This window comes from Pseudomonas sp. S09G 359 (genome assembly GCF_002843605.1).
Taxonomy (GTDB): domain Bacteria; phylum Pseudomonadota; class Gammaproteobacteria; order Pseudomonadales; family Pseudomonadaceae; genus Aquipseudomonas.
This window is the reverse complement of sequence record NZ_CP025263.1, coordinates 1209668-1236479: the sequence shown is the minus strand read 5'-3', so window position 1 is coordinate 1236479 and position 26812 is coordinate 1209668. Positions and strand designations below refer to the sequence as shown.

Sequence of the window (26812 nt, the reverse complement as noted above, 5' to 3'; positions counted from 1 at the left end):
TGCTAACTGCATGCCGCCATTGAAACCACCGCTGCCCCGCCCCATCTAACCTCCATACTTCCTTATGCAGGTGCCCCATGAGCGACCAGCAAGAATTCCCTGATTACGACCTCAACGACTACGCCGACCCCGAAAACGCTGAAACCCCGTCGTCCAACACCGGCCTGGCCCTGCCTGGGCAAAACCTGCCGGACAAGGTCTACATCATTCCAATCCACAATCGGCCGTTCTTCCCGGCGCAAGTGCTGCCGGTGATCGTCAATGAAGAACCGTGGGCCGAAACCCTGGAGCTGGTGAGCAAATCCGACCACCACTCCCTGGCCCTGTTCTTCATGGACACCCCGCCAGAAGACCCACGGCATTTCGACACCTCCAGCCTGCCGCTGTACGGCACCCTGGTGAAGGTGCACCACGCCAGCCGCGAGAACGGCAAACTGCAATTCGTCGCCCAGGGCCTGACCCGCGTACGCATCAAGACCTGGCTCAAGCACCATCGCCCGCCGTACCTGGTGGAAGTCGAATACCCGCACCAGCCGACCCAGCCGACCGACGAGGTCAAGGCCTACGGCATGGCGCTGATCAATGCGATCAAGGAACTGCTGCCGCTCAACCCGCTGTACAGCGAAGAGTTGAAGAACTATCTCAACCGTTTCAGCCCCAACGACCCGTCGCCGCTCACCGACTTCGCCGCTGCACTGACTTCGGCCACCGGTAACGAGTTGCAGGAAGTGCTGGACTGCGTGCCCATGCTCAAGCGCATGGAAAAAGTGCTGCCGATGCTGCGCAAAGAGGTCGAAGTAGCGCGGCTGCAAAAAGAACTCTCCGCCGAGGTGAACCGCAAGATCGGCGAGCACCAGCGTGAGTTCTTCCTCAAGGAACAGCTCAAGGTCATCCAGCAAGAGCTGGGCCTGACCAAGGACGACCGCAGCGCCGACGTCGAGCAATTCGAGCAGCGCCTGCAGGGCAAAGTGCTGCCGGCCCAGGCGAAAAAACGCATTGATGAAGAACTGAACAAACTGTCGATCCTGGAAACCGGCTCGCCGGAATATGCGGTCACACGCAACTACTTGGATTGGGCGACCTCGGTGCCGTGGGGCGTGTTTGGAGAAGACAAACTCGACCTGAAACACGCGCGCAAGGTGCTGGACAAGCACCATGCGGGCCTGGACGACATCAAGAGCCGTATCCTCGAATTCCTCGCCGTAGGCGCCTATAAAGGCGAAGTCGCCGGCTCCATCGTGCTGCTGGTGGGCCCACCGGGCGTGGGCAAGACCAGCGTCGGTAAATCCATCGCCGAATCCCTGGGCCGGCCGTTCTACCGTTTCAGCGTCGGCGGCATGCGCGACGAGGCCGAGATCAAGGGCCATCGCCGCACCTACATCGGCGCCCTGCCGGGCAAGCTGGTACAGGCGCTTAAAGATGTAGAAGTGATGAACCCGGTGATCATGCTCGACGAGATCGACAAGATGGGCCAGAGCTTCCAGGGCGACCCGGCGTCGGCCTTGCTCGAAACCCTCGACCCGGAGCAGAACGTCGAATTCCTCGACCACTACCTGGACCTGCGCCTGGACCTGTCCAAGGTGCTGTTCGTGTGCACCGCCAACACCTTGGACTCCATCCCCGGCCCGTTGCTGGACCGTATGGAAGTGATTCGCCTGTCGGGCTACATCACCGAAGAAAAAGTCGCCATCGCCAAGCGCCACCTGTGGCCAAAACAGCTGGAAAAAGCCGGCGTGGCGAAAACCAGCCTGACCATCAGCGACGGCGCCCTGCGCGCACTGATCGACGGTTACGCGCGGGAAGCCGGGGTGCGCCAGTTGGAGAAACAGCTGGGCAAGCTGGTGCGCAAGGCGGTGGTCAAGCTGCTGGATGAGCCGGACTCGGTGATCAAGCTCGGCACCAAAGACCTGGAAAGCTCCCTGGGCATGCCGGTGTTCCGCAACGAACAAGTGCTGTCCGGCACCGGTGTGATCACCGGCCTGGCCTGGACCAGCATGGGCGGCGCCACCTTGCCGATCGAGGCGACGCGCATCCACACGCTTAACCGCGGGTTCAAGCTCACCGGGCAGTTGGGTGAAGTGATGAAGGAATCCGCCGAAATTGCCTACAGCTACATCAGCTCCAACCTGAAGTCGTTTGGCGGTGACCCGAAGTTCTTCGACGAAGCCTTCGTGCACTTGCACGTGCCGGAAGGTGCCACGCCGAAAGACGGCCCGAGCGCCGGCGTGACCATGGCCAGTGCGTTGCTGTCGCTGGCCCGCAACCAGCCGCCGAAAAAAGGCGTGGCGATGACCGGCGAGCTGACGCTGACCGGGCATGTGCTGCCGATTGGCGGCGTGCGCGAGAAGGTGATTGCGGCGCGGCGTCAGAAGATTCATGAGTTGATCTTGCCGGAGCCGAACCGTGGCAGCTTTGAAGAGTTGCCGGATTACCTCAAGGAAGGCATGACGGTGCACTTTGCCAAGCGGTTTGCGGATGTGGCGAAGGTGTTGTTCTGACAGTTGTGTAGTGCCTGAGCTGGCCTCATCGGGGGCAAGTCGAATCGTCGCACCGCCCCTCCCACACTTGAAAGTATTCACAGTTCAAAATGTGGGAGGGGGCTTGCCCCCGATGAGGCCAGACCTGCCAACACAAACCCCCGCCTTGTCACACCTTGTCTCATCTTCGGTTATGCTCGCCCTTCGTCGCCAAACAACGGAGCCCCCATGACCGCTGCCCGCCTGCTTCTCCCCTTGAGCCTTGCCCTACTGGCCGCCTGCGCCAGTGCACCGAAGCAAAACATCAGCGTGGAAGACCAGAGCAGCTGCCCGCTCCAGCTTAAATCCGGGCAAAACCTGATCCTCACCCTGCCCAGCAACCCCACCACCGGTTACCGCTGGGCCATTCAGGATTCCGCCGGCGGCGTGCTACGCGCGCTGAGCCCCGAGGTCTACAGCAGCTCCGAATCCGGTGTCATCGGTGGCGGTGGCCAATCCACTTGGCGCTTCCAGGCCTTCGCGGCCGGCCAGGGTCGCTTGCGCCTGACCTCCCAGCAACCTTGGGAGCCGGAAGCCGAACCCGCCGAAACCTTCGACTGCGCCATTACGGTGAACTGATATGCCATGGCTGATTCTCGCGTTGATGGGCGCCGGCACCTTTATCTACGGGCTGACCACCCACGCCACCTTGTTGTGCCTGCTGGTCAAGCCCCTGCCGGTACTGGCGCTGCTGGGCTGGCTGCATGACGCGCCGCCCACCGACTATCGACGCTGGATCAGCCTGGGGCTGATTTTTTCCCTGGTCGGCGACGTGTTGCTCGCGTGGCCCGGCGACCTGTTTATCTTTGGCCTCGGCGCCTTTCTGTTGGCGCACCTGGCCTACCTCAAGGCGTATTTCAGTGACTGCCGGCGTTTCGCGCTGCTGCCATTGTTACTGGCCCTGGGCGTGGGCGCGGTGCTGCTGAGCATCCTGATCGCCCACGGCCTCGGCGACCTGCTGATTCCGGTGGTGGTTTACGCCCTGGTGATCAGCGCCATGCTCTGGCGCGCCCTGGCCCGCCTGGGCAGCGACGTGCCGACACGCTCGGCATGGCTGGCGGCGGCAGGCGCGGCGTCGTTTGTAGTGTCTGACACGCTGATCGGGATCAATCGATTTGTGCTGGCGTTCGATGCCGCGCCGTATGTGTTGATCGTCACTTACTGGCTGGGGCAGTGGGGCATCACCGCATCAGCATTCAGTCAGACAACCCGCGCACCCGAGGGCCAATTTGGCTAAAATACCGGCCTTTCCCCCCTCGTCGCCGGAACAACCGTGAGCAAAGAACCCGATCGCCTATTCGCCCAGCCCCTGCCCCAGGTGCCGGACTTCGCCTTTAACGAGGACGTGGTGCGGGTTTTCCCGGACATGATCAAGCGCTCGGTGCCGGGCTACCCGACCATCGTCGAAAACCTCGGCGTGCTGGCAGCCCAATTTGCCCAACCGAACAGCGTGCTATACGACCTGGGCTCGTCCCTTGGCGCCGTGACCCAGGCCTTGCGCCGCCATGTACGCACCGACGGCTGCAACGTCATCGCGGTGGACAACTCGGCAGCCATGGTCGAGCGTTGCCGCGAATACCTCAACGGCCAGGACTCGATGTTCCAGGAGTTGCTGCCGGTCGAGGTGATCGAGGGCGATATCCTCGCGCTGCAGTTCCAGCCGGCCTCGGTGGTGGCGCTGAATTTCACCCTGCAATTCATCGCCCCTGAGGAGCGCCTGGCGTTGCTCGCGCGCATCCGTCAGGCGCTGTTGCCGGGCGGGGCGTTGATCCTCTCGGAAAAGCTGCGCTTCAATGACCTTGAAGAACACGCGCTGCTCACCGACCTGCATATCGCGTTCAAACGCGCCAACGGCTACAGCGAACTGGAAATCGCCCAGAAGCGCAGCGCCATCGAAAACGTCATGAAGCCCGACAGCCTCGAAGAACACCGCGAACGCCTGCTGGCGGCCGGGTTCTCGAAAGTCGTGCCGTGGTTCCAGTGTCTTAACTTTGCCTCGTTGATTGCCTTGCCATGATTGATCTGTCCCCCCTCGCCCGCCACTTGGTCGGCACTCCCCTGGCTGTGTGGGCCCAAGGCCTGCAAGCGCAACTCGACAGCAAGATGGAAAAGGGTCATGGCGACCTGGAGCGTTGGCAGGGCGCGCTGGATGCGCTGCCGAAGATCCAGCCCAGCGCAGTCGATTTGCTCAATGGCTTGACCCTCGACACCGATTGCGACGACGCCACGCGCGCGCACATGCACACCGCGCTGATGGGCCTGAGCCCATGGCGCAAAGGCCCGTTCCACCTGTTCGGCGTGCACGTGGACACCGAATGGCGCTCGGACTGGAAGTGGTCGCGGGTGGCACCGCACCTGGATCTCAAAGGCAAACGCATCCTCGATGTCGGTTGCGGCAACGGCTATTACATGTGGCGCATGCTCGGCGCCGGGGCTGACAGCGTGATTGGCGTGGACCCGAACTGGCTGTTCTTCTGCCAGTTCCAGGCGGTGCAGCGTTACCTGTCTGAGCCTAAGGCCTGGCACCTGCCGTTCCCGTTCGAAGACCTGCCGGCCAACCTGGAAGGTTTCGACACGGTATTTTCCATGGGCGTGTTCTACCACCGCCGCTCCCCCATCGAGCACCTGCTGGCACTCAAAGACACACTGGTCAAAGGCGGCGAGTTGGTCCTGGAAACCCTGGTGGTAGAAGGCGACCAGCAGCAAGTACTGGTGCCGGAAGACCGCTACGCGCAGATGCGCAACGTATGGTTCCTGCCGTCGGTGCCGGCGCTGATGCTATGGCTGCGGCGTGCCGGGTTCAGTGATGTGCGGTGTGTGGATGTGAGCGTGACCACGGTCGAGGAACAGCGCGGGACGGAGTGGATGAAGTACCAGTCGCTGAGTGATTTCCTCGACCCGGATGATCACAGCAAGACCATTGAAGGGCTGCCGGCGCCGATGCGGGCGGTCATCATCGCCAAGAAGTAGTAACCCCTGATCCCCTTGAATAAATGGAGATCAAAAATGTGGGAGCGGGCTTGCTCGCGAAAGCGGTGTATCAGTCACATATGTGTCAACTGACCCACCGTATTCGCGAGCAAGCCCGCTCCCACATTGGTTTCTCGGTGTTGGTCAGATTGTAGGCTTGGCCCGACGCGCCTTGAAGAACTCACTCAGAACAGCCCCACACTCCTCCGCCAGCACCCCGCCTTCAAACAACACCCGATGGTTCAGAAACCCTTGGGTAAAAAACTGCCCCTGGCTCTGCACAATCCCGGCCTTGGGTTCCAGCGCGCCATACACCACCCGCGCCACCCGTGAGTGCACGATCAGGCCGGCGCACATGCTGCACGGTTCCAGGGTCACGTACAGGGTGCTGCCCACCAGGCGGTAGTTGCTGATGGCTTGCGCAGCGGCGCGGATGGCGACCATTTCGGCATGGGCGCTGGGGTCGTTGCCGCTGATGGGGCAGTTGAAGCCGCGGCCGATGATTTCACCGTTTTGCACCAGCACCGCGCCCACCGGCACTTCGCCGAGTGCCGCGCCCTGGGCGGCGAGGGCCAGGGCTTCGCGCATGAAGTCCTGGTCGCGGCTGCGGTCGATAATCGCCACGGGGCGAACCTGGCGCATCACGCCACCTCGATTGCGGCCATCAGGCCGGTTTCCATATGGTCGATCACGTGGCAGTGGAACATCCACACCCCCGGGTTATCCGCCACCAGGGCCACGCGGGCGCGTTCGTTCTTGCCCAGCAGGTAGGTGTCGGTGAAATACGGGATCACCTTGTGGCGGTTCGAGGCGATCACCTTGAAGCTCATGCCGTGCAAGTGGATCGGGTGCTGGTACTGGGTCATGTTCTTCAATTCGAAAATGTAGCTCTTGCCCTTTTCCAGCTTGGCAATCGGGCGGTCGGCGCAGGTCTTGTCGGTGATGTCCCACGCCTTGCCGTTGATTTGCCACAGGCTCGGCGGCTTGCCGTCATCCACCGACACGGTACCGACCCACTCGAAATTGAAGTTGAGTTTCTCGGCATTGGCCAGGTCCGGCTCGGCAATCGGGTTGGCCGGCAGCGCGGGCGGCCACGCGGTCGGCGCGTCAGTATTGGCGACTGAACGGAAGGTGCCCAGGCGCACCGGGCCGTTGCGGATCGACAGCTCTTCGCCGGCCGGCGGTGCCTTGATCGCCAGGCAGATGCGCATCCCCGGGCCCAACCAGTATTCCTTGCCCAACGGGCGCGGCTCGATGGGGTTGCCATCCAGCGCGTAGATCTGCGCCTCGACGTCAGGGATGTTGAGGCGATAAGTCAGGGTGTTGTCGAGGTTGAGCAGGCGCACGCGGGTGATTTGCCCGGCCGGCAGGTCGATCACCGCCTGGGACACGCCATTGATCGTCGACAGGCGCCCGGCCGTGCCGCCCCGCGCGGCCTCGCGCGGGATGCTGAAGGCAACGAATGCGCCCTCTTCGTCCACGTGCCAGCTTTTCAGGCTCAAGGTGCGCTCGTGCTTGAAACCGGTGGGCTCGCGCTCTTCGATGATCAGCGGGCCGACCAGGCCACGGCCGAGCTCCTCGCTGCTGTTCACATGGGGGTGATACCAGTAGCTGCCAGCGTCCGGCACGCGGAATTTATAGTCGAAGTATTCACCGGGCAACACCGGCAATTGCGAGACGTAGGGCACACCGTCCATTTCCAGCGGTAGGCGAATGCCGTGCCAGTGGATGGTGGTGGCGACCGGCAGGTGGTTGATAAAACGCACCCGCAGCCATTCGCCCTGGCGCACGCGCAATTCGGTGCCCGGCGCCGAAGGGCCGAACGCCCACGCCTCGGTCTTGTGGCCGGGCACCAGTTCCACGTCGAGCGGCGCGGCGATCAGTTCGTAATCGTGCCCCGCCTCGGCCTCGGCGACTTTCCCCAGCCAGTAGCGATAGCCGCCACCGGCACCGACGCCCACTACGGCCAGGCCTGCGAGGCCACCCAGGATTTGTCGACGGGAAAAGGATCGGGACACAACAACCTCACGTATCTGCCGCAGGCCAAGGCCCGCAAAGGGCAGATACGATACACCTGCATCGGCTAAACAGTAAGGCTTCGCATTGCCGCATGGCTAAAACGCGGGTGAATACACCACAGATCAAAAGATGGAAATAGACCTGTGTGGGAGCGGGCTTGCTCGCGAATGCAGTGGGCCAGCAATACATGAGTCGACTGACACACCGTATTCGCGAGCAAGCCCGCTCCCACACAAGCCCGCTCCCACAGCGGTTCTGCAGTGTTATGTCAGTGCTTGGCAGCTGCCAGGATCAGGGCCTTCATTTCGGCCACGGCGCCTTTGAAACCGACGAACAGTGCATGGGCCACCAGTGCGTGGCCGATGTTCAGCTCGTTGATGCCCTTGATCGCGGCCACGGCTTCGACGTTGTGGTAGTGCAGGCCATGGCCGGCGTTGACGATTAGACCTTCATTCAGGCCGCACTTTACGCCCTCGACGATGCGCTGCAGTTCGTCAGCCACTTCGGTCGGCGTGGTGGCGTCGGCGTAACGACCGGTGTGCAGTTCGATGGCCGGCGCACCGACACGGCGCGAGGCTTCGATCTGGCGCTCGTCGGCGTCGATGAACAGCGACACTTCGCTGCCGATCTTCGACAGGCGCTCCACGGCAGCCTTGATCCGCGCTTCCTGGCCGGCCACGTCGAGGCCGCCTTCGGTGGTCAGTTCCTGGCGGGTTTCCGGCACCAGGCAGATATGCGCCGGGCGGATGCGCTCGGCGAACGCCATCATTTCCTCGGTGACGCCCATCTCGAAGTTCATGCGGGTTTGCAGCACGTCCTTGAGCAGCAGCACATCGCGCTCCTGGATGTGCCGACGGTCTTCGCGCAGGTGCACGGTGATGCCGTCGGCGCCCGCTTCTTCGGCGTCCAGCGCGGCCTTGACCGGGTCAGGGTAACGGGTGCCCCGGGCCTGGCGCAGGGTGGCGACGTGGTCGATGTTGACGCCAAGAAGAATGCGATTGCTGGTGGTCACGAAAGCGCTCCTGAAAAGGGAAAGAATCGGTGCACAGCATACACGGGGATGTCAGGGCTTTCGAAACAACTCGCGACTGACCAATGGCCTTCCGCCCAAGTGCACGGCCAGCGCCTGGCGCATCAAACGCTTGGCGGCGGACAAGGCGCCGGGGGCGGTCCAATCCGCTTCACTCATGGCCAGCAGCTCGGTGCCCTGGAACAGACCCGGTTGCAGCAGGTACACCCGCTCCAGGCCGGCGTCGACTTGCAGGCGGTACATGCCGTCGGCGGCGATGGGCTCGCCGTGCAGGTCGTTGCTCAATTCGAAGCCGTAGCCCAGGTCGTCCAGCAGGCGCCATTCGAACGCGCGCAACAACGGCTCCAGAGGGCGACCTTCGGCCAGGGCCAACAGGGTCGCGGCATAGTGATCGAATACCGCTGGGTGCGGGTCTTCGGCGGGCAACAGGCGAATCAGCAGTTCATTGAGGTAAAGACCGCTGAACAGCGCCTCGCCATTGAGCCAGGCCGAAGTGCCGACGCTTTCCAGGCGGCCGACGTTTTTCAGCTCGCCCTTGCCCCGAAACTCCACGTCCAAGGCCACGAACGGCCGCGCCAACGTGCCCGCCTTGCCCCGCGCACTGCGCAACACCGCGCGCAGGCGGCCTTGGGGCGTGAGGAAGTCCACCAGCGCGCTGGTCTCGCGGTAGGCGCGGCTGTGCAGGACGTAGGCGAGTTGGCTGGGGGGTTGGGATTGGGACATGGGGTTCTCGCTGACGGAACACGGTCTTGAAAACTTCGACTATCCAATGTGGGAGCGGGCTTGCTCGCGAATGCGGTGTGTCAGCCAACACATCGGGTGACTGATCCACTGCATTCGCGAGCAAGCCCGCTCCCACATTTTGTCCTGTGGTGTTACTGAAAACCGATTACAGGTCGCCGTAACCGAGGGAGCGCAACGCACGCTCATCATCGGACCAGCCACCCTTCACCTTCACCCACAGGTTGAGCATGATCTTGGAGTCGAACAGCAACTCCATGTCCTTGCGCGCTTCGGTGCCGATGCGCTTGATGCGCTCGCCCTTGTCGCCAATGATGATTTTTTTCTGGCCGTCACGTTCGACGAGGATCAGCGCGTGAATATGCAGGGTCTTGCCCTGTTGCTTGAACTCTTCGATTTCGACGGTGATCTGGTACGGCAGCTCGGCGCCCATCTGGCGCATGATTTTCTCGCGCACCAGTTCGGCGGCAAGGAAACGGCTGCTGCGGTCGGTGATCTGGTCTTCCGGGAAGAAGTGCTCGTTCTCCGGCAGGTGCTCGGCGATCACGCGCTCCAGGGCATCGAGGTTGTGGCCGTGCTGCGCCGAGATCGGGATGATCTGGGCGTTCGGCAGTTGTTCCTGCAGCCAGCTCAGGTGCGGCATCAATTCGGCTTTGTCTTCGATGCGGTCGGTCTTGTTCAACGCGACGATCAGCGGGCCGGTGACGTACTGCACACGCTCCAGGACCATCTGGTCTTCGTCGGTCCACTTGGTGCGGTCGACCACGAAGATCACCACGTCGACGTCTTTCAACGCCGCCGAAGCGGTCTTGTTCATGTAGCGGTTAAGGGCTTTCTCGCCGCCTTTGTGCATGCCCGGGGTGTCAACGTAGACCGCTTGCACGCTGCCTTCGGTCTTGATACCCAGCATGTTGTGGCGGGTGGTCTGCGGCTTACGCGAGGTGATCGCGAGTTTCTGCCCGAGGATGTGGTTGAGCAGCGTGGACTTGCCCACGTTCGGGCGGCCAACGATGGCAACATAGCCACAGCGTGTTGCGGTTGAATCAGTCATGGCCATTCTCCACGCCCAGGGCAATCAGTGCTGCAGCGGCCGCTACCTGTTCGGCAATACGACGGCTCACACCCTGACCTCGGCTTTTTTCATTCAGTAAGGTGATTTCACATTCCACGAAGAATACGCGGCAATGCGGCTCACCCTGGATATCCACCACTTCGTAGCGTGGCAGTTCGCACCCGCGCGACTGCAGGTATTCCTGCAGGCGGGTCTTGGGATCTTTATTGGTGTCGACCAGCGTGAGGCTTTCGATCTCCGAAGCCAGCCAGGCGACCACGCGCTCCTTGGCCGTCTCCATACCCGCGTCGAGGTAGATCGCACCGATCAGCGCCTCAAGGGCATCGGCGAGGATCGACTCGCGACGGAAACCGCCGCTTTTCAATTCACCGGAACCCAGGCGCAGGTACTCGCCCAGGCCGAAACCACGGGCCAGCACAGCCAGGGTCTCGCCTTTCACCAGGCGTGCACGCAGGCGCGACAGCTGGCCTTCGCGCGCTTGCGGGAAGCGCTCGAACAACGCCTCACCGGCGGCGAAATTGAGAATGGCATCACCGAGGAATTCCAGGCGCTCGTTGTTACGCCCTGCAAAGCTGCGGTGTGTGAGGGCAAGGACCATCAATTCCTGATCCTTGAAGGTGTAGCCGAGCTGGCGCTCTAAACGACTTAGCGAAACGGTCACGGTTTATCCATACCTAGTTGCTGCATATCTAGTGGGTGGCACCGGCGGCCATCGACGATTGACGCAGTGTTCAAATTCAAATCCTGATGATTACAGCCTGGCGCCGGAATTGTCCGAGCCCCAGAAAAGCATTCGGCGCTGTGTGAACAGCGCCGCTTGTATTACTTGATCAGCCCGACCCGCGAGAAGTTCGGCAGGTGGCTGAGTTTGGGTTCCGGCCAGCTCATCCAGACCGCAAAGGCCTTGCCGACGATATTCTGGTCGGGAACCATGCCCAGCAACTCCTTGGGAATAGTGGGGTCATCCCAGTAGCGGCTGTCATTGGAGTTGTCGCGGTTGTCGCCCATCATGAAGTAGTGCCCGGCCGGCACTTTCCATTCGCCGTCAGGCTGGGCACGGTAGCGGCTCATTTCCTTGCGGATTTCGTGCTCTACCGCGCCGAGTTTTTCCTGATACAGCTCAGCGCTGCCGAGGCTGTTCGGTTCGGAACCGATCAGTTTCTCGGCCACCGACTCACCGTTGATGAACAGGCGCTTGTCGCTGGTGTAGCGGATCACGTCGCCCGGCAGGCCAACCACACGCTTGATGTAGTTGACGTTCGGGTCGCTCGGGTAGCGGAACACCATCACGTCGCCACGCTGCGGGTCACCGACCTCGATAACCTTCTTGTCGATCACCGGCAGGCGGATCCCGTAGGAAAACTTGTTCACCAGGATGAAGTCGCCCACATCCAGGGTAGGCTTCATCGACCCGGAAGGAATCTGAAACGGTTCCACCAGGAACGAACGCAGCACCAGCACGATGAACAACACCGGGAAGAACGACTTGCCGTATTCAACCAGCAAAGGCTCTTTGTTCAGCTTCTCGATCACCACACCGTCGGGCTGGCTGACGCTGCCCTGATAGGACGCGATAGCCGCCCGCCGACGCGGGGCGAAGAACACCAGATCGAGCAACGCCAGGAGACCGCAAACGGCAACGGCGATGACCAGCAACAGCGGGAAATTTAGCGACATAGGACCTAACTATCCAACCTGAGCACCGCAAGGAAGGCTTCTTGTGGAATTTCCACGTTACCCACTTGCTTCATGCGTTTTTTACCGGCCTTTTGCTTCTCAAGCAGTTTGCGCTTACGGCTTACGTCGCCGCCGTAGCATTTGGCCAGTACGTTCTTTCTGAGAGCCTTGACGGAGGTCCGCGCAATGATCTGCCCGCCAATGGCGGCCTGGATCGCGACGTCGAACATCTGGCGCGGAATCAGTTCTTTCATCTTCTCGGTCAACTGGCGACCTTTGTAGTGCGCGTTGTCCTTGTGCACGATGAGTGCCAGGGCATCGACCTTGTCGCCGTTGATCAGCACATCCAGTTTCACCAGATTAGCCGATTGGTAACGATCGAAATGGTAATCCAGCGAAGCATAGCCGCGGCTGGTGGATTTGAGACGGTCGAAGAAGTCCAGGACCACTTCGTTCATCGGCAAATCGTAGGTCACTTGCACTTGGGTACCGAGGAACAGCATGTCGTGCTGGACGCCACGCTTTTCGATACACAGGGTAATGACATTGCCCAGGTGTTCCTGCGGTACCAGGATATTGGCCCGCACGATCGGCTCGCGCATGTCTTCGATGGAGGACAGGTCTGGAAGCTTGGACGGGTTGTCGACGTAAATCGTTTCACCGGTTTTCAGCGCCAGCTCAAAAATAACCGTCGGCGCGGTGGTGATCAGGTCCAGGTCGTATTCGCGCTCGAGGCGCTCCTGGATGATCTCCATGTGCAGCATGCCCAGGAACCCGCAACGGAAGCCGAAGCCCAGGGCGTCGGAGCTTTCCGGGGTGTACTGCAACGACGAGTCGTTGAGGGTCAGCTTCTGCAGCGCTTCGCGGAAGTCTTCGAAGTCGTCGGAGCTGACCGGGAACAGGCCGGCGTACACCTGCGGCTGGATGCGTTTGAAGCCGGGCAGCACGTCGACATCAGGGGTCGAACTCAAGGTCAGGGTGTCACCCACCGGCGCCCCGTGAATATCCTTGATGCCGGCGATGATGAAGCCCACTTCACCGGCCTTGAGGTCGGTGGTGGCGGTGTGTTTCGGGTTGAATACACCGACGCTGTCCACCAGGTGGATCTTGCCGGTGGATTTGACCAGGATCTTGTCGCCCTTCTTCACCCGGCCGTGGCGCACACGTACCAGGGACACAACGCCCAGGTAGTTGTCGAACCAGGAGTCGATGATCAACGCTTGCAGCGGATCTTCGTAGTTGCCGGTCGGCGCAGGAATGGTCTTGACCAGGCGCTCGAGCACTTCGTCGACGCCCAGGCCGGTCTTGGCGCTGCACTCGACGGCGTCGGTGGCGTCAATGCCGATGATTTTTTCGATTTCTTCTTTAACGCGGTCTGGGTCGGCCTGCGGCAGGTCGATCTTGTTCAATACCGGCATGACCTCAAGGCCCTGCTCGATCGCGGTGTAGCAGTTGGCCACGGATTGGGCTTCGACGCCCTGGCCCGCATCAACCACCAGCAAGGCGCCTTCACAGGCCGCCAACGACCGGCTGACTTCGTAGGTGAAGTCGACGTGCCCGGGGGTGTCAATGAAGTTCAGCTGGTACTTGATACCGTCTTTGGCGGTGTAATACAGAGTAACGCTGTGGGCCTTGATGGTGATCCCGCGCTCGCGTTCGAGGTCCATGGAATCCAGTACCTGGGCTTCCATTTCACGCTCGGCAAGGCCGCCGCACATCTGGATGAATCGATCGGCCAGCGTCGACTTACCATGGTCAATGTGGGCGATGATGGAGAAATTGCGGATATGACTCAAATCACTCACGGATCAACACTCAAAAAGGCTGCAGGCAGATTGCCCGCTGAAAAATAGCCGGGAATTGTACCTGATGCTCAGGCCAGACGTCATCTTTGCTGACCAGAACAAAAATGCCCCACTCATCTGAGCGGGGCATTTTTTGTGCATAAGCGCGGTATCAACCGGCTCGGCGCAACAGCCAGAACCCGGCCAGGGCGCAGATAGCGGTCGGCACCAGCACCGCAAACAGCGGCGAGAACCCGAACACCAGGCTCGACGGGCCGAGCAGGTCCTGGGCGATACGGAAGGTAAAGCCCACCAGCACGCCAGTAAACACACGCTGGCCAAGGGTAACGGAGCGCAACGGGCCGAAGATGAACGAAATTGCCATCAACACCAGCGCGGCGGTGACGACCGGCTGCAACACCTTGACCCAAAACGCCAGCCAGTAGCGGCCGTTATTCAGGCCCTGGTCCTTGAGGTAGTGGATATAGCCCCACAACCCGGAGATCGGCAGGCTTTCCGGGATCATCACCACCGTATTGAGCAATTGCGGCTTGAGGGCGATATCCCACTCTTCGCTCGGCACATTGATCACTTCGGTGCTGGCCTTGGTGCCTTGGCCGATGTTGCGGAAGTACGTCGTGGTGATGTCGCTCAGTTGCCATTTTTCGCCGCTGTACTGCGCGCGTTTGGCGAAACTGGACGACAGCAAGTGACGTTCCTTGTCGAACGTATAGCGCGTCACACCAATCAGCAGGCCGCCCGGTTGCACGGCGTTGATGTGGATGAATTCATCCCCCTGGCGGTGCCACAGGCCGTGCTTGGAGCTTTGCGCATCGCCCGAGCCCTGGGCCAGGGCGCGATTGGCCTGGGCCGTGGTTTCAGCCGGCGGGGCGACGTACTCGCCGATCAGCACGCTGCACAGCATCAGCAGCAACATCGGCTTCATCACCGCCCAGACGATACGACCGATGGACACGCCGGCGGCGCGCATGATGGTCAGCTCGCTGTTGCTGGCCAGGCTGCCCAGGCCGATCAGACAGCCGATCAATGCGGCCATCGGCATCATGTCGTAGAGGCGACGCGGCGCGGTGAGGGCCACGTAGCTGAGCACGTCCCACACGGTGTAGGTGTCGCTGACGTTGCCGACTTCATCGATGAAGGCGAACAACGACGCCAGGCCGAGGATGATGCCCAATACCGCCAGAATGGCGATCAGTACGCTGCTACCAATGTAGCGATCGAGCTTAGCCACGAGCCAACTCCTTCTGGCCACGACGGCTCATCATTTTCAAGCGTATAGGTTCCCAATACAGCAGCCCGAGGCCAATCACCAGGAAGATCCCGTGCACCCACCACAGGCCCAGGGTCGGCGACAGCTTGCCTTTCTCCAGCGAGCCACGGGCGGAAATCAGGATGGTCAGGTAAGCCATGTACAGCAGGATCGCCGGCAACAGCTTGAGGAAACGGCCCTGGCGCGGGTTGACGCGCGACAGTGGCACCGCCATCAAGGTCACGATGAACACCAGCAACGGCAGGGAAATACGCCATTGCAGCTCGGCAATCGAACGCAGCTCCTTGCTGCCGAACAAGTCGGTGGTCGGGATCGCATCGCGGTCGGTGACTTCGTCGCTGATGTCCGGGCGAGCCAGCATCACGCCATAGGTGTCGTACTTAATCGCACGGTAATCGGCCATGCCTGGGCTGCCGTCGTAGCGATAGCCGTTTTCCAGGATCAGGTAGCGGCTGCCGTCGGGGCGCACTTCCTGGCGACCCGAGTCGGCCACCAGCACCGAAATGCCACGGTCTTTCTTGTCCTGCCCCAAGCGTTTCTCGGAGATGAACACTCCGCCCAGGTTGGCGCGGTCGTCGGTCAGGGTTTCAGTGTAAGTCACCCGCGAACCGTCATTGAGCGCCTGGAAGCGGCCGGGTTCGAGGGTGTCGAACTCAGTCATGGCGTCCTGCTTGTTCAGCACCAGCTGGAACTGCATGGCGCCCTGCGGGGCCAGGCTCAAGCTCAGCCAGGCCACGATCAGCGCGATGCCGGCGGCCGGGATCATGGTCATGCCCAGCAGACGCTGCTGGCTCATGCCGGTGGCCGAGAGCACGGTCATTTCGCTTTCGAGGTACAGGCGGCCGTAGGCCAGCAGGATGCCGAGGAACAGGCCCAGCGGCAGGATCAGCTGCAGGAAGCCCGGCAGGCGAAAGCCCATGATCAGGAACAGCGAGCCTGGGTCGAGGGCGCCCGAGGCAGCCTGGGCCAGGTATTTGACGAAACGACCACTCATGATGATGACCAACAGCACCGCACTTACGGCACTCAGGGTCAACAGAACTTCGCGGGATAGATAACGGAAGACAATCAAACCAGACACTCCAGGGTTGTCAGGCTAAGGCGGCCAAACAAGCAAGCATACCGAGTCAGCCCGTTTGCAGCGGGCCGGCTAAAAAGATGGCGCATTATCCTGTGATTGACCGCGCCTGTCACGGAGCACGCTCATGCGCGTGCACAAAGCTGGCGGCAAGGGTTGTCAGGCTCCGCCGGCGAGGTTCAAACTGCGGGCTTTGTCGCGGGCGGTTTACACAGCTGCCCAGCTTTAAAGCCTGCGTACAGACGCCAGGCTCTCTGACCTTTATAAGGGACCCGAAAATGGAATTGGTTGTAAAAAGCGTTAGCCCCGAAACGTTGAAAACCGCCACCCTCGTGGTCGCCATCGGCGAAGGCCGCAAGCTCGGCGTCGCCGCCAAGCAGCTCGATGAACTCAGCGGCGGCGCCATCAGCGCCGTACTCAAGCGCGGCGACCTGGCCGGCAAAGTCGGCCAGAGCCTGCTGCTGCAAAGCCTGCCCAACCTCAAGGCCGACCGCGTATTGCTGGTGGGCGTGGGCAAGGACGCCGAGCTCGGCGACCGCCCATTCCGCAAAATCATCAGCGCCATCCTCACCACCCTCAAGGGCCTGGGCGGCAGCGATGCGGCACTGGCACTCGACGAAATCGTGGTTAAAGGCCGTGACAGCTACGGCAAGACCCGTCTGCTGGCTGAAACCCTGGTAGACGGCGGCTATATCTTCGACCAGTTCAAGAGCCAGAAAGCCGAACCGCGCGCCCTGAAGAAAATCACCCTGCTGACCATCAAGGCCGCCCAGGCTGAAGTCCAGCGCGCCGCGACCCACGCCCAGGCCATCGCCAACGGCATGTCGTTCACCCGCGACCTGGGCAACCTGCCGCCGAACATCTGCCACCCAACCTACCTGGGCGAACAGGCCAAGGCGCTGGGCAAAGAGTTCAAGGGTTTGAAAGTCGAAGTCCTCGACGAGAAGAAGATCAAGGAACTGGGCATGGGCTCGTTCTATGCCGTGGGCCAGGGCAGCGACCAGCCGCCACGCCTGATCGTGATGCAATACAACGGCGGCAAAAAAACCGAAAAACCTTACGCCCTGGTGGGCAAAGGCATCACCTTCGACACCGGCGGTATCAGCCTCAAGCCGGGCGCGGGCATGGATGAGATGAAGTACGACATGGGCGGCGCCGCCAGCGTATTCGGCACCCTGCGTGCCGTGCTGGAGCTGAAACTGCCAATCAACCTGGTGTGCATCCTGGCCTGCGCCGAGAACATGCCGAGCGGCGGCGCAACCCGTCCGGGCGATATCGTCACCACCCTGAGCGGCCAGACCGTCGAAATTCTCAACACCGACGCCGAAGGCCGCCTGGTGCTGTGCGACGCACTGACCTACGCCGAGCGCTTCAAGCCGCAAGCCGTGATCGACATCGCCACCCTCACCGGTGCCTGCATCGTGGCCCTGGGTTCCCACACGTCGGGCCTGCTGGGCAACAGCGACGAGCTGATCGAGCAACTGCTCAGCGCCGGCAAGGCGGCCGACGACCGCGCCTGGCAATTGCCGCTGTTCGATGAGTACCAAGAGCAGCTGGACAGCCCGTTCGCCGACATCGCCAACATCGGCGGGCCAAAAGCCGGCACCATTACCGCTGCCTGCTTCCTGTCGCGCTTCGCCAAGAACTTCAACTGGGCGCACCTGGACATCGCCGGCACGGCCTGGACCAGCGGCGGCAAGGACAAGGGCGCCACTGGCCGTCCGGTGCCTCTGCTGACCCAGTACCTGCTGGATCGCGCCAAAGCCTGAAACTGAAGATGCCGGGGCGGTGATGAACGCGCCGCCCCGGCCTCAGGAACCGCAATGACCCAAGTCGACTTCTATATATTGCCCAGCGCCGATCCTTCGGCACGCCTGGACTTTGCCTGCAAACTCAGCGAAAAAGCCTGGCGCATGGGCCACCGCATCTACCTGCATTGCAGCGACGCGGCCCAACGCGACGAGCTTGATGCACGCCTGTGGCGCTTCAAGGGCGAAAGCTTCGTGCCCCACGGCCCCGCCGAATCCGAACCCGACGGCCTGGTGGTGCTGGGTTTGGGCGACAGCTGCGGCGATCACCATGACCTGCTGGTCAACCTGGACCTGAAAGTACCGCCCTTCGCCAAGGCATTTGCCCGTGTGGCGGAGGTGGTGGTGGAAGACCCGGCTATTCGTCAGGCCGCGCGGGAGAGTTTCCGCTTCTACCGCGAACAGGGCTATCCTTTGCAAGATCACCGGCTACAACGACTTTGAGTACATGATGGACACTCCCAACCCTATAAAAAAAGACGACCACCTGCTGGATGACCTCGAGTCGATCCGTCAGCTGCTGGGTGATGATGACTTGCAACCGCCGCTGCTGACCGAATCCGTGGAGGATGACGTACAGATCCCCATGCTGTTCGACGCGGTGGACAACAAGCCTGCTGCCAAAGCGCCGGCCGCCCCGGCGCCCGTCGCCGAAAAAACCCAGGACGCCCTGCTGCTGCACCTGGACAACGAACTGCGCGCCGCTGCGCAATTGATCATGCAAGACGTGATCGACGACTTCGCCCCGCATATCGAAACCGAGATCAAGCGTCGGCTGGATGCGCGGATGGAGCGGTTGCTCAGCCAATACCAATCCTGAGCCACACACAGATCCCCTGTGGGAGCGGGCTTGCTCGCGAATGCGGTGGTTCAGTCAATCCATCCGGTGACTGTTACACTGCATTCGCGAGCAAGCCCGCTCCCACATTTGCTCAACGCCAACCTTAAGCCCGTCTTCAACTCGCCCTCCACGCCCTCCCCCGTTATACTTGCCGGCTTTCCTGAATAAATGCCAACTAGGGTCCCGCCGCGCATGGATAAGACCTACCAGCCGCACGCTATTGAAACTTCCTGGTACAACACCTGGGAGTCCGAGAACTATTTCGCTCCGCAAGGTGCGGGCGAGTCCTACACCATCATGATTCCGCCACCGAACGTCACTGGCAGCCTGCACATGGGCCATGGCTTCAACAATGCGATCATGGATGCGTTGATCCGTTTCCGCCGCATGCAGGGCCGTAACACCCTGTGGCAACCGGGTACCGACCACGCCGGTATCGCCACGCAGATGCTGGTGGAACGCCAGTTGGAAGCCACCGGCCAGAACCGTCACGACCTGGGCCGCGAAAAATTCCTGGAAAAGATCTGGGAATGGAAAGACCAGTCCGGCGGCAATATCAGCCGTCAGATCCGTCGCCTGGGCTCGTCCGTAGACTGGAGCCGCGAGCGCTTCACCATGGACGACGGCCTGTCGGAATCGGTGAAAGAAGCCTTCGTACGCCTGCACGAAGACGGCCTGATCTACCGCGGCAAGCGCCTGGTCAACTGGGACACCAAGTTGCACACGGCAATTTCCGACCTCGAAGTGGAAAACCACGACGAGAAAGGCTTCCTGTGGAACCTCAAGTACCCGCTGGCCGACGGCGCCAAGACCGCCGAAGGTAACGACTACCTGATCGTCGCCACCACTCGTCCGGAAACCATGCTCGGCGACGCCGCCGTGGCCGTTAACCCGAACGATGAACGCTACCAGGCGCTGATCGGCAAGTTTGTCGAGCTGCCACTGGTTGGCCGCCGCATCCCGATCATTGCGGACGACTACTGCGACCCTGAATTCGGCACCGGCTGCGTGAAGATCACCCCGGCCCACGATTTCAACGACTATGAAGTCGGCAAGCGCCACAACCTGCCGCTGCTGAACATCTTCGACAAAAACGCTGCCGTGCTGCCGGCCTGCCAGGTGTTCAACCTGGACGGCACGCTGAACGAGAGCATCGACGGCAAGATCCCGGCCGAATACGCCGGCCTCGACCGTTTCGAAGCACGCAAGCAGATCGTGGCTGCCTTCGACGCCGCCGGCCTGCTGGTGAGCGTCGACGACCACGGTCTCAAAGTACCGAAAGGCGACCGCTCCGGCACCATCATCGAGCCGTGGCTGACCGACCAGTGGTACGTCTCCACCAAGCCGCTGGCTGAACCGGCGATTGCTGCCGTAGAAGACGGCCGCATCCAGTTCGTGCCCAAGCAGTACGAAAACATGTACTTCTCGTGGATGCGCGACATCCAGGATTGGTGCATCAGCCGTCAACTGTGGTGGGGCCACCGCATTCCGGCCTGGTACGACGAGTCGGGCAAGGTCTACGTGGGCCGCGACGAAGCCGAAGTACGCGCCAAGCACAACCTGGGCGCGGACATCGCGCTGCAGCAAGACAACGACGTACTCGACACCTGGTTCAGTTCGGGCCTGTGGACCTTCTCTACCCTGGGGTGGCCGCAGCAGACCGAGTTCCTGAAGAAATTCCACTCCACCGACGTGCTGGTCACCGGCTTCGATATCATTTTCTTCTGGGTTGCCCGGATGATCATGCTCACCATGCACTTGGTGAAAAACGAAGACGGCACCCCGCAGGTACCGTTCAAGACCGTGTACGTGCATGGCCTGGTGCGTGATGGCCAGGGCCAGAAGATGTCCAAGTCCAAGGGCAACGTCCTCGACCCGCTGGACATCATCGACGGCATCGACCTGGAAACCCTGGTGCAGAAACGCACCTCGGGCCTGATGCAGCCGAAACTGGCGAAGAAGATCGAGAAGCAGACCCGCGACGAGTTCGCCGACGGTATCGCCAGCTATGGCACCGACGCCCTGCGTTTCACCTTCTGCTCGCTGGCGTCCACCGGTCGCGACATCAAGTTCGACATGGGCCGCGTCGAAGGCTATCGCAACTTCTGCAACAAGATCTGGAACGCCGCGCGCTACGTGCTGGATAAAGGCGAAGATTGTGGCCAGAACGGCGAAGCCGTCGAACTGAGCCTGGCGGATCGCTGGATCATCTCGCAGCTGCAACGTACCGAAGCCGAAGTGACCCGCCAACTCGACCAGTTCCGCTTCGACCTGGCCGCCCAGGCCTTGTACGAGTTCATCTGGAACCAGTATTGCGACTGGTACCTGGAACTCTCCAAGCCTGTGCTGTGGGACGAAAACTCGCCGATCGAACGCCAGCGCGGCACCCGTCGCACCCTGGTGCGCGTGCTCGAAGTGGCGCTGCGCCTGGCGCACCCGTTCATGCCGTTCATCACCGAAGAAATCTGGCAGCGCATCGCGCCGCTGGCCGGTATCGAAGGCAAGACCATCATGCTGCAGCCTTGGCCGGTGGCCAATGAAGCGCGCATCGATGAGGCCGCTGAAAGCGATATCGAATGGCTCAAGACCCTGATGATGGGCACACGTAACATCCGTGCCGAAATGAACATCGGGCCGGGCAAGCCACTGGCGGTGTTCGTGAAAAACGCCAGCGCCGAAGACCAGCGCCGTCTCACCGAGAATGATGCGCTGCTCAAGAAGCTGGCGAAGCTGGAGTCGATCACGGTATTGGCGGCTGACGCCGAAGCACCGCTGTCCGCCACCGCTCTGGTTGGCGAGATGGAAGTGCTGGTGCCCATGGCCGGCCTGATCGACAAGGGCGCGGAACTGGCCCGTCTCGACAAGGAAATCGCACGCCTGCAAGGCGAAGTGCAGCGGGTGGGCGGCAAGCTGTCCAACGCGGCGTTCGTCGACAAGGCGCCTGCGGAAGTGATCGAGAAAGAACGCGCCAAGTTGGCCGAGGCTGAACAGGCCTTGGGCAAGCTGGCGGAGCAACATGCGCGGATTTCCAGCCTGTAAGGTGGATTCCAGTGTAGGAAAGAGGCCTTAGGGCCTCTTTTTTTTGGACTTGAAAACCCAATCAATGTGGGAGCGGGCTTGCTCGCGAATACGGTGCATCAGAAACACATTCAGTGACTGACGCAGCGCATTCGCGAGCAAGCCCGCTCCCACATTTAACCGAGGTGAACTTCGGAATGTGTGACAATACCCGCCACTTTTGAAACAACCCCAGAATCGACGCAGCCTATGACAGCCCCCAGCACGCCAAAACCGCCACGCAAGAAGCCTAAAACCGCAACCACGGCCAAACCCGTGGTACCGCGCAAAGAGGCCACCCTGCATCCGCGCAACCGCCACACAGGCCGTTACGACTTCCCGGCGCTGATCAAGACCACGCCGGAACTGGCGCAATTCGTGATCATCAACCCGTACGGCAAGGAAAGCATCGACTTCGCCAGCCCGGATGCGGTGCGGGTGTTCAACCGGGCGTTGCTCAAATCCTTCTATGGCATACAGCACTGGGACATCCCGCAGGATTACCTGTGCCCGCCGGTGCCGGGGCGTGCCGACTACGTGCACTTCCTCGCCGACCTGCTGGCCAGCGTCAACGACGGCAAGATCCCGCGCGGGTCGATCGTCAAGGTGCTGGACATCGGCATGGGCGCCAACTGCGTCTACCCGCTGATTGGCTACATGGAGTATCGCTGGAACTTCCTCGGTTCCGAGGTCGACCCTATCGCCGTGGCCGCCGCCAAGGCCATCGTGCAGTCCAATGACCTGAGCAAGGTCATCCAGTTGCGCCAGCAGCCAAACCCCAAGCACATCCTGCTGGGCCTGCTGGAGCCGGGCGAGCGCTTTGACCTGACCATGTGCAACCCGCCGTTCCACGCGTCCATGGACGAAGCCACCAAGGGCAGCGAGCGCAAGTGGCGCGCCCTCGGCAAGGCCGACCCCAAGCGCAAGCTGCCGGTGCTGAACTTCGGTGGCCAATCGGCCGAGCTGTGGTGTGAAGGCGGTGAAGCGCGGTTTGTGACGCAGCTGATTGCAGAAAGCGCGAACTTTGCCCACAAGGTGTTGTGGTTCAGCACCCTGGTGTCAAAAGCGTCGAACTTGCCCGCGATCGAGACAGCCCTGAAAAAAGCCGGCGTGCTGGAAAGCCAGGTGGTGGAAATGTCCCAGGGCCAGAAGCAAAGCCGTTTCGTCGCCTGGACCTTCCAGACCAAGAACGAACAGCAGATCTGGCGCCAGCGCTGGGTGCGCGACTAACCCTGTGGCAAGGGAGCTTGCTCCCTTGCCACACAAAGCCCTGCACAAATCGCAGGCAACAAAAAACCGTGCCCGGATCGCTCCGGAGCACGGTTTTTTTTGCTGCGTCTTACTTGTTAACAGCGTCGGTCAGGCCTTTGGCCACAACCAGCTTGATAACTTTCTTGGCAGCGATTTCGATGGCAGCGCCAGTCGAAGGGTTACGGCCAGTACGGGCAGGACGCTCGGTCACTTTCAGTTTGCCAACGCCTGGCAGAGTGATTTCGCCGCCGTTTTCCAGCTGGTCAGCAACAACTTGGCTCAGTTGGTCCAGCAGAGCGCGCACGGTAGTTTTCGGTGCGTCTACTGCTTCAGCCAGGTCAGCGATCAGTTGGTCTTTAGTAATAGCCATTGTGGTGTTCCTTCCCTATCAAATTCATATGGATTGCAGAGTGCAGTGTCAGCCGTCGAGCCCGACCATCATGGCCTGGCACCCCCGGCTATAACCACGGAGATCGGGGTTATAGATGCTTGAAACGGGGATTGGTTCGACCTGACAGATGCTGAATGCACGCTTAACGCCGAGACTTGGCGTAAGACGGGGCAAAACTAGCACAGAGACGGGGAAATATCCGCTTCTACCTACCCATTTGGTCAGCTTTATCGCTCTAAACCGTGAAAAAAAGGAATATGCCCCGTCGGAGAGCGCCCAAAATGACCTTCGGCGCGTGTCTTGGCCAATGGGTGCGGTACACTGGGCGACTTTTTGGGGAGGCCAACCGCTCCCCTTCAACCAGCCGAGAAGCCTATGCCGATCCGTCATTGCATCGTCCACCTGATCGACAAAAAACCCGACGGCACACCCGCAGTTCTGCATGCGCGCGACACCGAGCTTGCCGAGTCGGCCGCCATCGAGAACATGCTTGCCGACCTCAACGAGAGCTACAACGCCAAACAAGGCAAGGCCTGGGGTTTCTTCCATGCCGAGTCCGGCGCGCACCCGTTCAGCGGCTGGTTGAAGGACTATTTCGACGGCGGCCAGGATTTCACCAGCTTCAGCCGCACGGCGGTCGAACACCTGCAGAAGCTGATGGAAGAGTCCAACCTCTCCACCGGCGGCCACGTGCTGTTCGCCCACTACCAGCAAGGCATGACCGACTACCTGGCCATCGCCCTGCTGCACCACAGTGAAGGCGTGGCGGTGACCGATGATCTGGACGTGACCCCCTCGCGTCACCTGGACCTGGGCCAACTGCACCTGGCGGCACGCATCAACGTGTCCGAGTGGCAGAACAACAAGCAGTCCAAGCAGTACATCTCGTTCATCAAGGGCAAGAACGGCAAGAAGGTTTCGGAGTACTTCCGCGACTTTATCGGCTGCCAGGAAGGCGTCGACGGCCCGGGCGAAACCCGCACCCTGCTCAAGGCCTTCAGTGACTTCGTTGAAAGCGAAGACCTGCCGGACGAATCCGCGCGCGAAAAAACCAAGACCCTGGTCGACTACGCCAGCAGCCAGGCCAAGCTCGGCGAGCCCATGGGCCTGGAAGAACTGTCGGGGCTGATCGATGAAGAGCGGCCAAAAGCTTTCTACGACCACATCCGCAACAAGGACTACGGCCTGTCGCCGGAAATCCCGGCGGATAAGCGCACCCTCAACCAGTTCCGCCGCTTCACCGGGCGCGCCGAGGGCCTGTCCATCAGCTTTGAAGCGCACCTGCTGGGCGACAAGATCGAGTACGACGAAGCCGCCGGCACGTTGATCATCAAGGGCCTGCCCACCCAATTGACCGACCAGCTCAAGCGCCGTAACTGATGCTCGGCGGGGTCCTCAAGAAAGTCCTGCTGGTACTGCTGGTGGTGGTGGTCATCCAGAACTGGGGCAAGATCGAGCGAGTGTTCAACCCGTCCCAGGTGGCGCCGATAGAAGTGCGCGCGGCGGCGCGGGTGGTGCTGTATTCCACCGAATGGTGCGGCTACTGCAAGCAGATCCGGCGTTTTCTTGATCAGAAAGCCATCCCCTACCAGGCGTTTGATATCGAGAAGGACGCCCAGGCGCGCAAGGCGTACGAAGCGTTGGGTGGCGGCGGGATTCCGTTTGTGGACGTGAATGGCACGTTGATTCGCGACTACAACCCCGAGCAGATCATGGCAGCGCTGACGAAGTAATCAGCGCACCACGATCACCCGCCCCAGCACGCTGTGCTGTTCAAACCCCAGCACCGCCTGCAAGGCATTCAGCACGGCCTGCGGGTCTTTGCTCGGAAAGCTGCCGCTGACACGCCGGGCACCCATCGTTTCATTGAGCAACAGGATGCGGCCCGGGTAGTAACGGCGCAGGTCCTCGACCACCTCCGCCAGCGGCGCCTTGTAGTAGTTGAGCCAGCCGTCGCGCCAGGCCAGGCGCGATTCGCTGTCGACGGCGTGCATCGGGTCAGCCACACCGTCGGCGTAGGCCACTTCCTGGCCCGCTGTAAGAATTTGCTGTGTGCCCTGCCTGGACGGCGTAACGCCGACCCGCCCCGACAACACCGTCACCTGGGCCCCTGCCGGTTGCAGGCGTACTTCAAACTGGGTGCCCAGCACCCGTGCTTCGCCACTGCCCGCTTCCACCACGAAGGACTCGCCGGTGTGGGTCACGCTGAAAAAGCCTGCACCACGGCGCAGCTGGATGTGCCGCTCGCCATGACTGAAATCCACCGCGATGGCGCTGTCGGCATCCAGAGTGACCCGAGACTGATCGGCCAGCGTCACGGTTTTCACCTCGCCCGGCGCGGTCACGTAGTCTGCACCGAGGTCGTCGACCCAGCGCGAGGGCTGCCAGCCGGCGCCCATGGAGACCATCAACAGCAGGCACGCGGCCATGGCCAAGGCGCCGGACCAGCGCAAGGTCCTCGAGCGCTTCGTGGTGTTCATCGCATTCATGTAACCCTGCAAGGCCAGGGCGTCTTCGTCGGCCAGCGTGCGCGCCGGAACCTCGCTCAACTCCCACAGCACCTGGGCCTGGGCATAGGCCTCGACGTGCGCAGGGTCGGCGCGCAGCCAGTGGCTGAAGGTCGCTTGGTCGCCGCTGCTGGGCTGGTCGTGCAGCAGGCTCAGCCAGGCCAGTGCTGCTTGTTCCTGGTCGGGCGTGGGGGTGAGGTTCACGGTGCTTTCCCTGGCGTGCGTGGGGGCGATGGTTCACGAAGGCTGGCTTTGCAGGCTTCGAGGGCACGCATCATATGTTTTTCCACGGCACTTTGGGACAGCCCCATGGCCTTGGCGATTTGCGCGTACTTGCGCCCGTGGATGCGGTTGAGCAGGAAAATCTGCCGGGTACGCTCGGGCAAGCTGCGCAGAGCCGCCTCGACATGGCGCAGGTCATTGCCCGCTTCGAGCGCCGCCTGGGGTTCGGAGCCCTGGTGATCGTGCTGCTCGGGCAACCAGCCTTCACTGCTGCGCACCCGTGCGCCTTCGCTGCGCAGGTGGTCGATGGCGATATTGCCGGCGCAGCGCAACAGGTAGGTACTGAGTTCTTCGACCTGCACCAGCGGCCGGCGCCAAAAGCGCAGGAACAGGTCCTGCACCAGGTCGGCCGCTGTGGCCCGGCAGCCTACGCGTCGGCTGACCAGGGCTTCCATCTGCGAACGCTGGGACAAAAACACTTGCAGAAAATGCGCGCGCCCGCCCGCTGCTTCAGCCTGCGGGCTGTCGTCGGTGTCTGGCGGGGTGCTGATCATCAT

At 61.5% G+C, this 26812-nt stretch carries 25 protein-coding genes; 12 read left to right on the top strand and 13 right to left on the bottom strand.

Annotated elements, in window-relative coordinates; genetic code table 11:
* Positions 1 to 77: 77 nt before the first annotated feature.
* From lon to cmoB, 5 genes are all read left to right on the top strand, one after another.
* Complete coding sequence (gene lon, locus CXQ82_RS05535) at positions 78 to 2498, top strand: endopeptidase La (protein WP_101266868.1); 2421 nt, start codon at positions 78 to 80, stop codon at positions 2496 to 2498.
* A 207-nt stretch (positions 2499 to 2705) separates the two neighbouring features.
* Positions 2706 to 3095 carry a protease inhibitor I42 family protein gene (locus CXQ82_RS05530; RefSeq protein WP_101266866.1) on the top strand — a complete coding sequence of 130 codons (390 nt, stop codon included), beginning with the start codon at positions 2706 to 2708 and terminating at the stop codon, positions 3093 to 3095.
* Position 3096: 1 nt separating this feature from the next.
* Positions 3097 to 3753 (top strand): lysoplasmalogenase, encoded by a 657-nt coding sequence (locus CXQ82_RS05525; RefSeq protein ID WP_101266864.1) that lies wholly within the window; start codon positions 3097 to 3099, stop codon positions 3751 to 3753.
* Between the two features lie 36 nt (positions 3754 to 3789).
* A complete protein-coding gene (cmoA, locus tag CXQ82_RS05520) occupies positions 3790 to 4533 on the top strand; it encodes a carboxy-S-adenosyl-L-methionine synthase CmoA (protein ID WP_101266862.1) in 744 nt (247 codons plus the stop codon).
* Positions 4530 to 5486: a tRNA 5-methoxyuridine(34)/uridine 5-oxyacetic acid(34) synthase CmoB gene (gene cmoB, locus CXQ82_RS05515; protein ID WP_101266859.1), complete on the top strand. Its 957-nt coding sequence runs from the start codon at positions 4530 to 4532 to the stop codon at positions 5484 to 5486. Before cmoA ends, cmoB begins: the two co-directional genes overlap by 4 nt.
* Before the next feature lie 144 nt (positions 5487 to 5630).
* Here cmoB and tadA read toward each other — a convergent pair whose 3' ends face one another.
* The 10 genes from tadA to lptF all read right to left on the bottom strand — a co-directional run bounded on the left by tadA (position 5631) and on the right by lptF (position 16172).
* Entirely contained in the window at positions 5631 to 6128 is a 498-nt protein-coding gene (gene tadA / locus CXQ82_RS05510; protein WP_101266857.1) for a tRNA adenosine(34) deaminase TadA, read from the bottom strand.
* Entirely contained in the window at positions 6128 to 7504 is a 1377-nt protein-coding gene (locus tag CXQ82_RS05505) for a multicopper oxidase family protein (protein ID WP_101266855.1), read from the bottom strand. Before CXQ82_RS05505 ends, tadA begins: the two co-directional genes overlap by 1 nt.
* Before the next feature lie 269 nt (positions 7505 to 7773).
* Positions 7774 to 8517 (bottom strand): pyridoxine 5'-phosphate synthase, encoded by a 744-nt coding sequence (gene pdxJ / locus CXQ82_RS05500; RefSeq protein ID WP_101266852.1) that lies wholly within the window; start codon positions 8515 to 8517, stop codon positions 7774 to 7776.
* Between the two features lie 51 nt (positions 8518 to 8568).
* Positions 8569 to 9258, bottom strand: a complete 690-nt coding sequence (gene recO, locus CXQ82_RS05495) for a DNA repair protein RecO (protein ID WP_101266850.1) — start codon at positions 9256 to 9258, stop codon at positions 8569 to 8571.
* A 166-nt stretch (positions 9259 to 9424) separates the two neighbouring features.
* A complete protein-coding gene (gene era, locus CXQ82_RS05490) occupies positions 9425 to 10327 on the bottom strand; it encodes a GTPase Era (protein ID WP_101266848.1) in 903 nt (300 codons plus the stop codon).
* Positions 10320 to 11009, bottom strand: a complete 690-nt coding sequence (rnc, locus tag CXQ82_RS05485; protein ID WP_003188856.1) for a ribonuclease III — start codon at positions 11007 to 11009, stop codon at positions 10320 to 10322. Before rnc ends, era begins: the two co-directional genes overlap by 8 nt.
* Before the next feature lie 161 nt (positions 11010 to 11170).
* A complete protein-coding gene (gene lepB, locus CXQ82_RS05480) occupies positions 11171 to 12025 on the bottom strand; it encodes a signal peptidase I (RefSeq protein WP_101266846.1) in 855 nt (284 codons plus the stop codon).
* A gap of 5 nt (positions 12026 to 12030) precedes the next feature.
* Positions 12031 to 13830 (bottom strand): translation elongation factor 4, encoded by a 1800-nt coding sequence (gene lepA, locus CXQ82_RS05475; protein WP_003210439.1) that lies wholly within the window; start codon positions 13828 to 13830, stop codon positions 12031 to 12033.
* Positions 13831 to 13981: 151 nt separating this feature from the next.
* Positions 13982 to 15061: an LPS export ABC transporter permease LptG gene (gene lptG / locus CXQ82_RS05470; protein ID WP_101266843.1), complete on the bottom strand. Its 1080-nt coding sequence runs from the start codon at positions 15059 to 15061 to the stop codon at positions 13982 to 13984.
* Positions 15054 to 16172 (bottom strand): LPS export ABC transporter permease LptF, encoded by a 1119-nt coding sequence (gene lptF / locus CXQ82_RS05465; RefSeq protein WP_101266841.1) that lies wholly within the window; start codon positions 16170 to 16172, stop codon positions 15054 to 15056. Before lptF ends, lptG begins: the two co-directional genes overlap by 8 nt.
* A 284-nt stretch (positions 16173 to 16456) precedes the next feature.
* Between lptF and CXQ82_RS05460 the strand changes: the two genes are divergently transcribed.
* The 5 genes from CXQ82_RS05460 (at position 16457) to rlmF (ending at position 23114) form a co-directional block, all read left to right on the top strand.
* The gene (locus CXQ82_RS05460; protein ID WP_101266839.1) at positions 16457 to 17947 is read left to right on the top strand and encodes a leucyl aminopeptidase; all 1491 of its coding nucleotides are present in this window, start codon (positions 16457 to 16459) and stop codon (positions 17945 to 17947) included.
* 54 nt (positions 17948 to 18001) lie between these two features.
* Positions 18002 to 18430 (top strand): DNA polymerase III subunit chi, encoded by a 429-nt coding sequence (locus CXQ82_RS05455; protein WP_101266837.1) that lies wholly within the window; start codon positions 18002 to 18004, stop codon positions 18428 to 18430.
* Positions 18431 to 18437: 7 nt separating this feature from the next.
* Entirely contained in the window at positions 18438 to 18806 is a 369-nt protein-coding gene (locus CXQ82_RS05450) for a DNA polymerase III subunit chi (RefSeq protein WP_101266835.1), read from the top strand.
* A gap of 213 nt (positions 18807 to 19019) precedes the next feature.
* A complete protein-coding gene (locus CXQ82_RS05445) occupies positions 19020 to 21866 on the top strand; it encodes a valine--tRNA ligase (protein ID WP_101266833.1) in 2847 nt (948 codons plus the stop codon).
* A gap of 228 nt (positions 21867 to 22094) precedes the next feature.
* A complete protein-coding gene (rlmF, locus tag CXQ82_RS05440; protein ID WP_101266831.1) occupies positions 22095 to 23114 on the top strand; it encodes a 23S rRNA (adenine(1618)-N(6))-methyltransferase RlmF in 1020 nt (339 codons plus the stop codon).
* Between the two features lie 109 nt (positions 23115 to 23223).
* On the opposite strand, the gene CXQ82_RS05435 is transcribed toward rlmF, so the two are convergent.
* Positions 23224 to 23505 (bottom strand): HU family DNA-binding protein, encoded by a 282-nt coding sequence (locus tag CXQ82_RS05435; RefSeq protein ID WP_003188840.1) that lies wholly within the window; start codon positions 23503 to 23505, stop codon positions 23224 to 23226.
* 396 nt (positions 23506 to 23901) lie between these two features.
* Here CXQ82_RS05435 and yejK point away from each other — a divergent pair, with 396 nt between their 5' ends.
* Both yejK and CXQ82_RS05425 read left to right on the top strand, forming a co-directional pair.
* Positions 23902 to 24906, top strand: a complete 1005-nt coding sequence (yejK, locus tag CXQ82_RS05430; RefSeq protein ID WP_101266829.1) for a nucleoid-associated protein YejK — start codon at positions 23902 to 23904, stop codon at positions 24904 to 24906.
* Positions 24906 to 25259, top strand: a complete 354-nt coding sequence (locus tag CXQ82_RS05425) for a glutaredoxin family protein (protein ID WP_101266827.1) — start codon at positions 24906 to 24908, stop codon at positions 25257 to 25259. The genes yejK and CXQ82_RS05425 overlap by 1 nt, the downstream gene beginning before the upstream one ends.
* On the opposite strand, the gene CXQ82_RS05420 is transcribed toward CXQ82_RS05425, so the two are convergent.
* Together CXQ82_RS05420 and CXQ82_RS05415 are read right to left on the bottom strand one after the other, a co-directional pair.
* Positions 25260 to 26237, bottom strand: a complete 978-nt coding sequence (locus tag CXQ82_RS05420; RefSeq protein ID WP_101266825.1) for a FecR family protein — start codon at positions 26235 to 26237, stop codon at positions 25260 to 25262.
* Complete coding sequence (locus CXQ82_RS05415) at positions 26234 to 26812, bottom strand: RNA polymerase sigma factor (RefSeq protein ID WP_101266823.1); 579 nt, start codon at positions 26810 to 26812, stop codon at positions 26234 to 26236. The genes CXQ82_RS05420 and CXQ82_RS05415 overlap by 4 nt, the downstream gene beginning before the upstream one ends.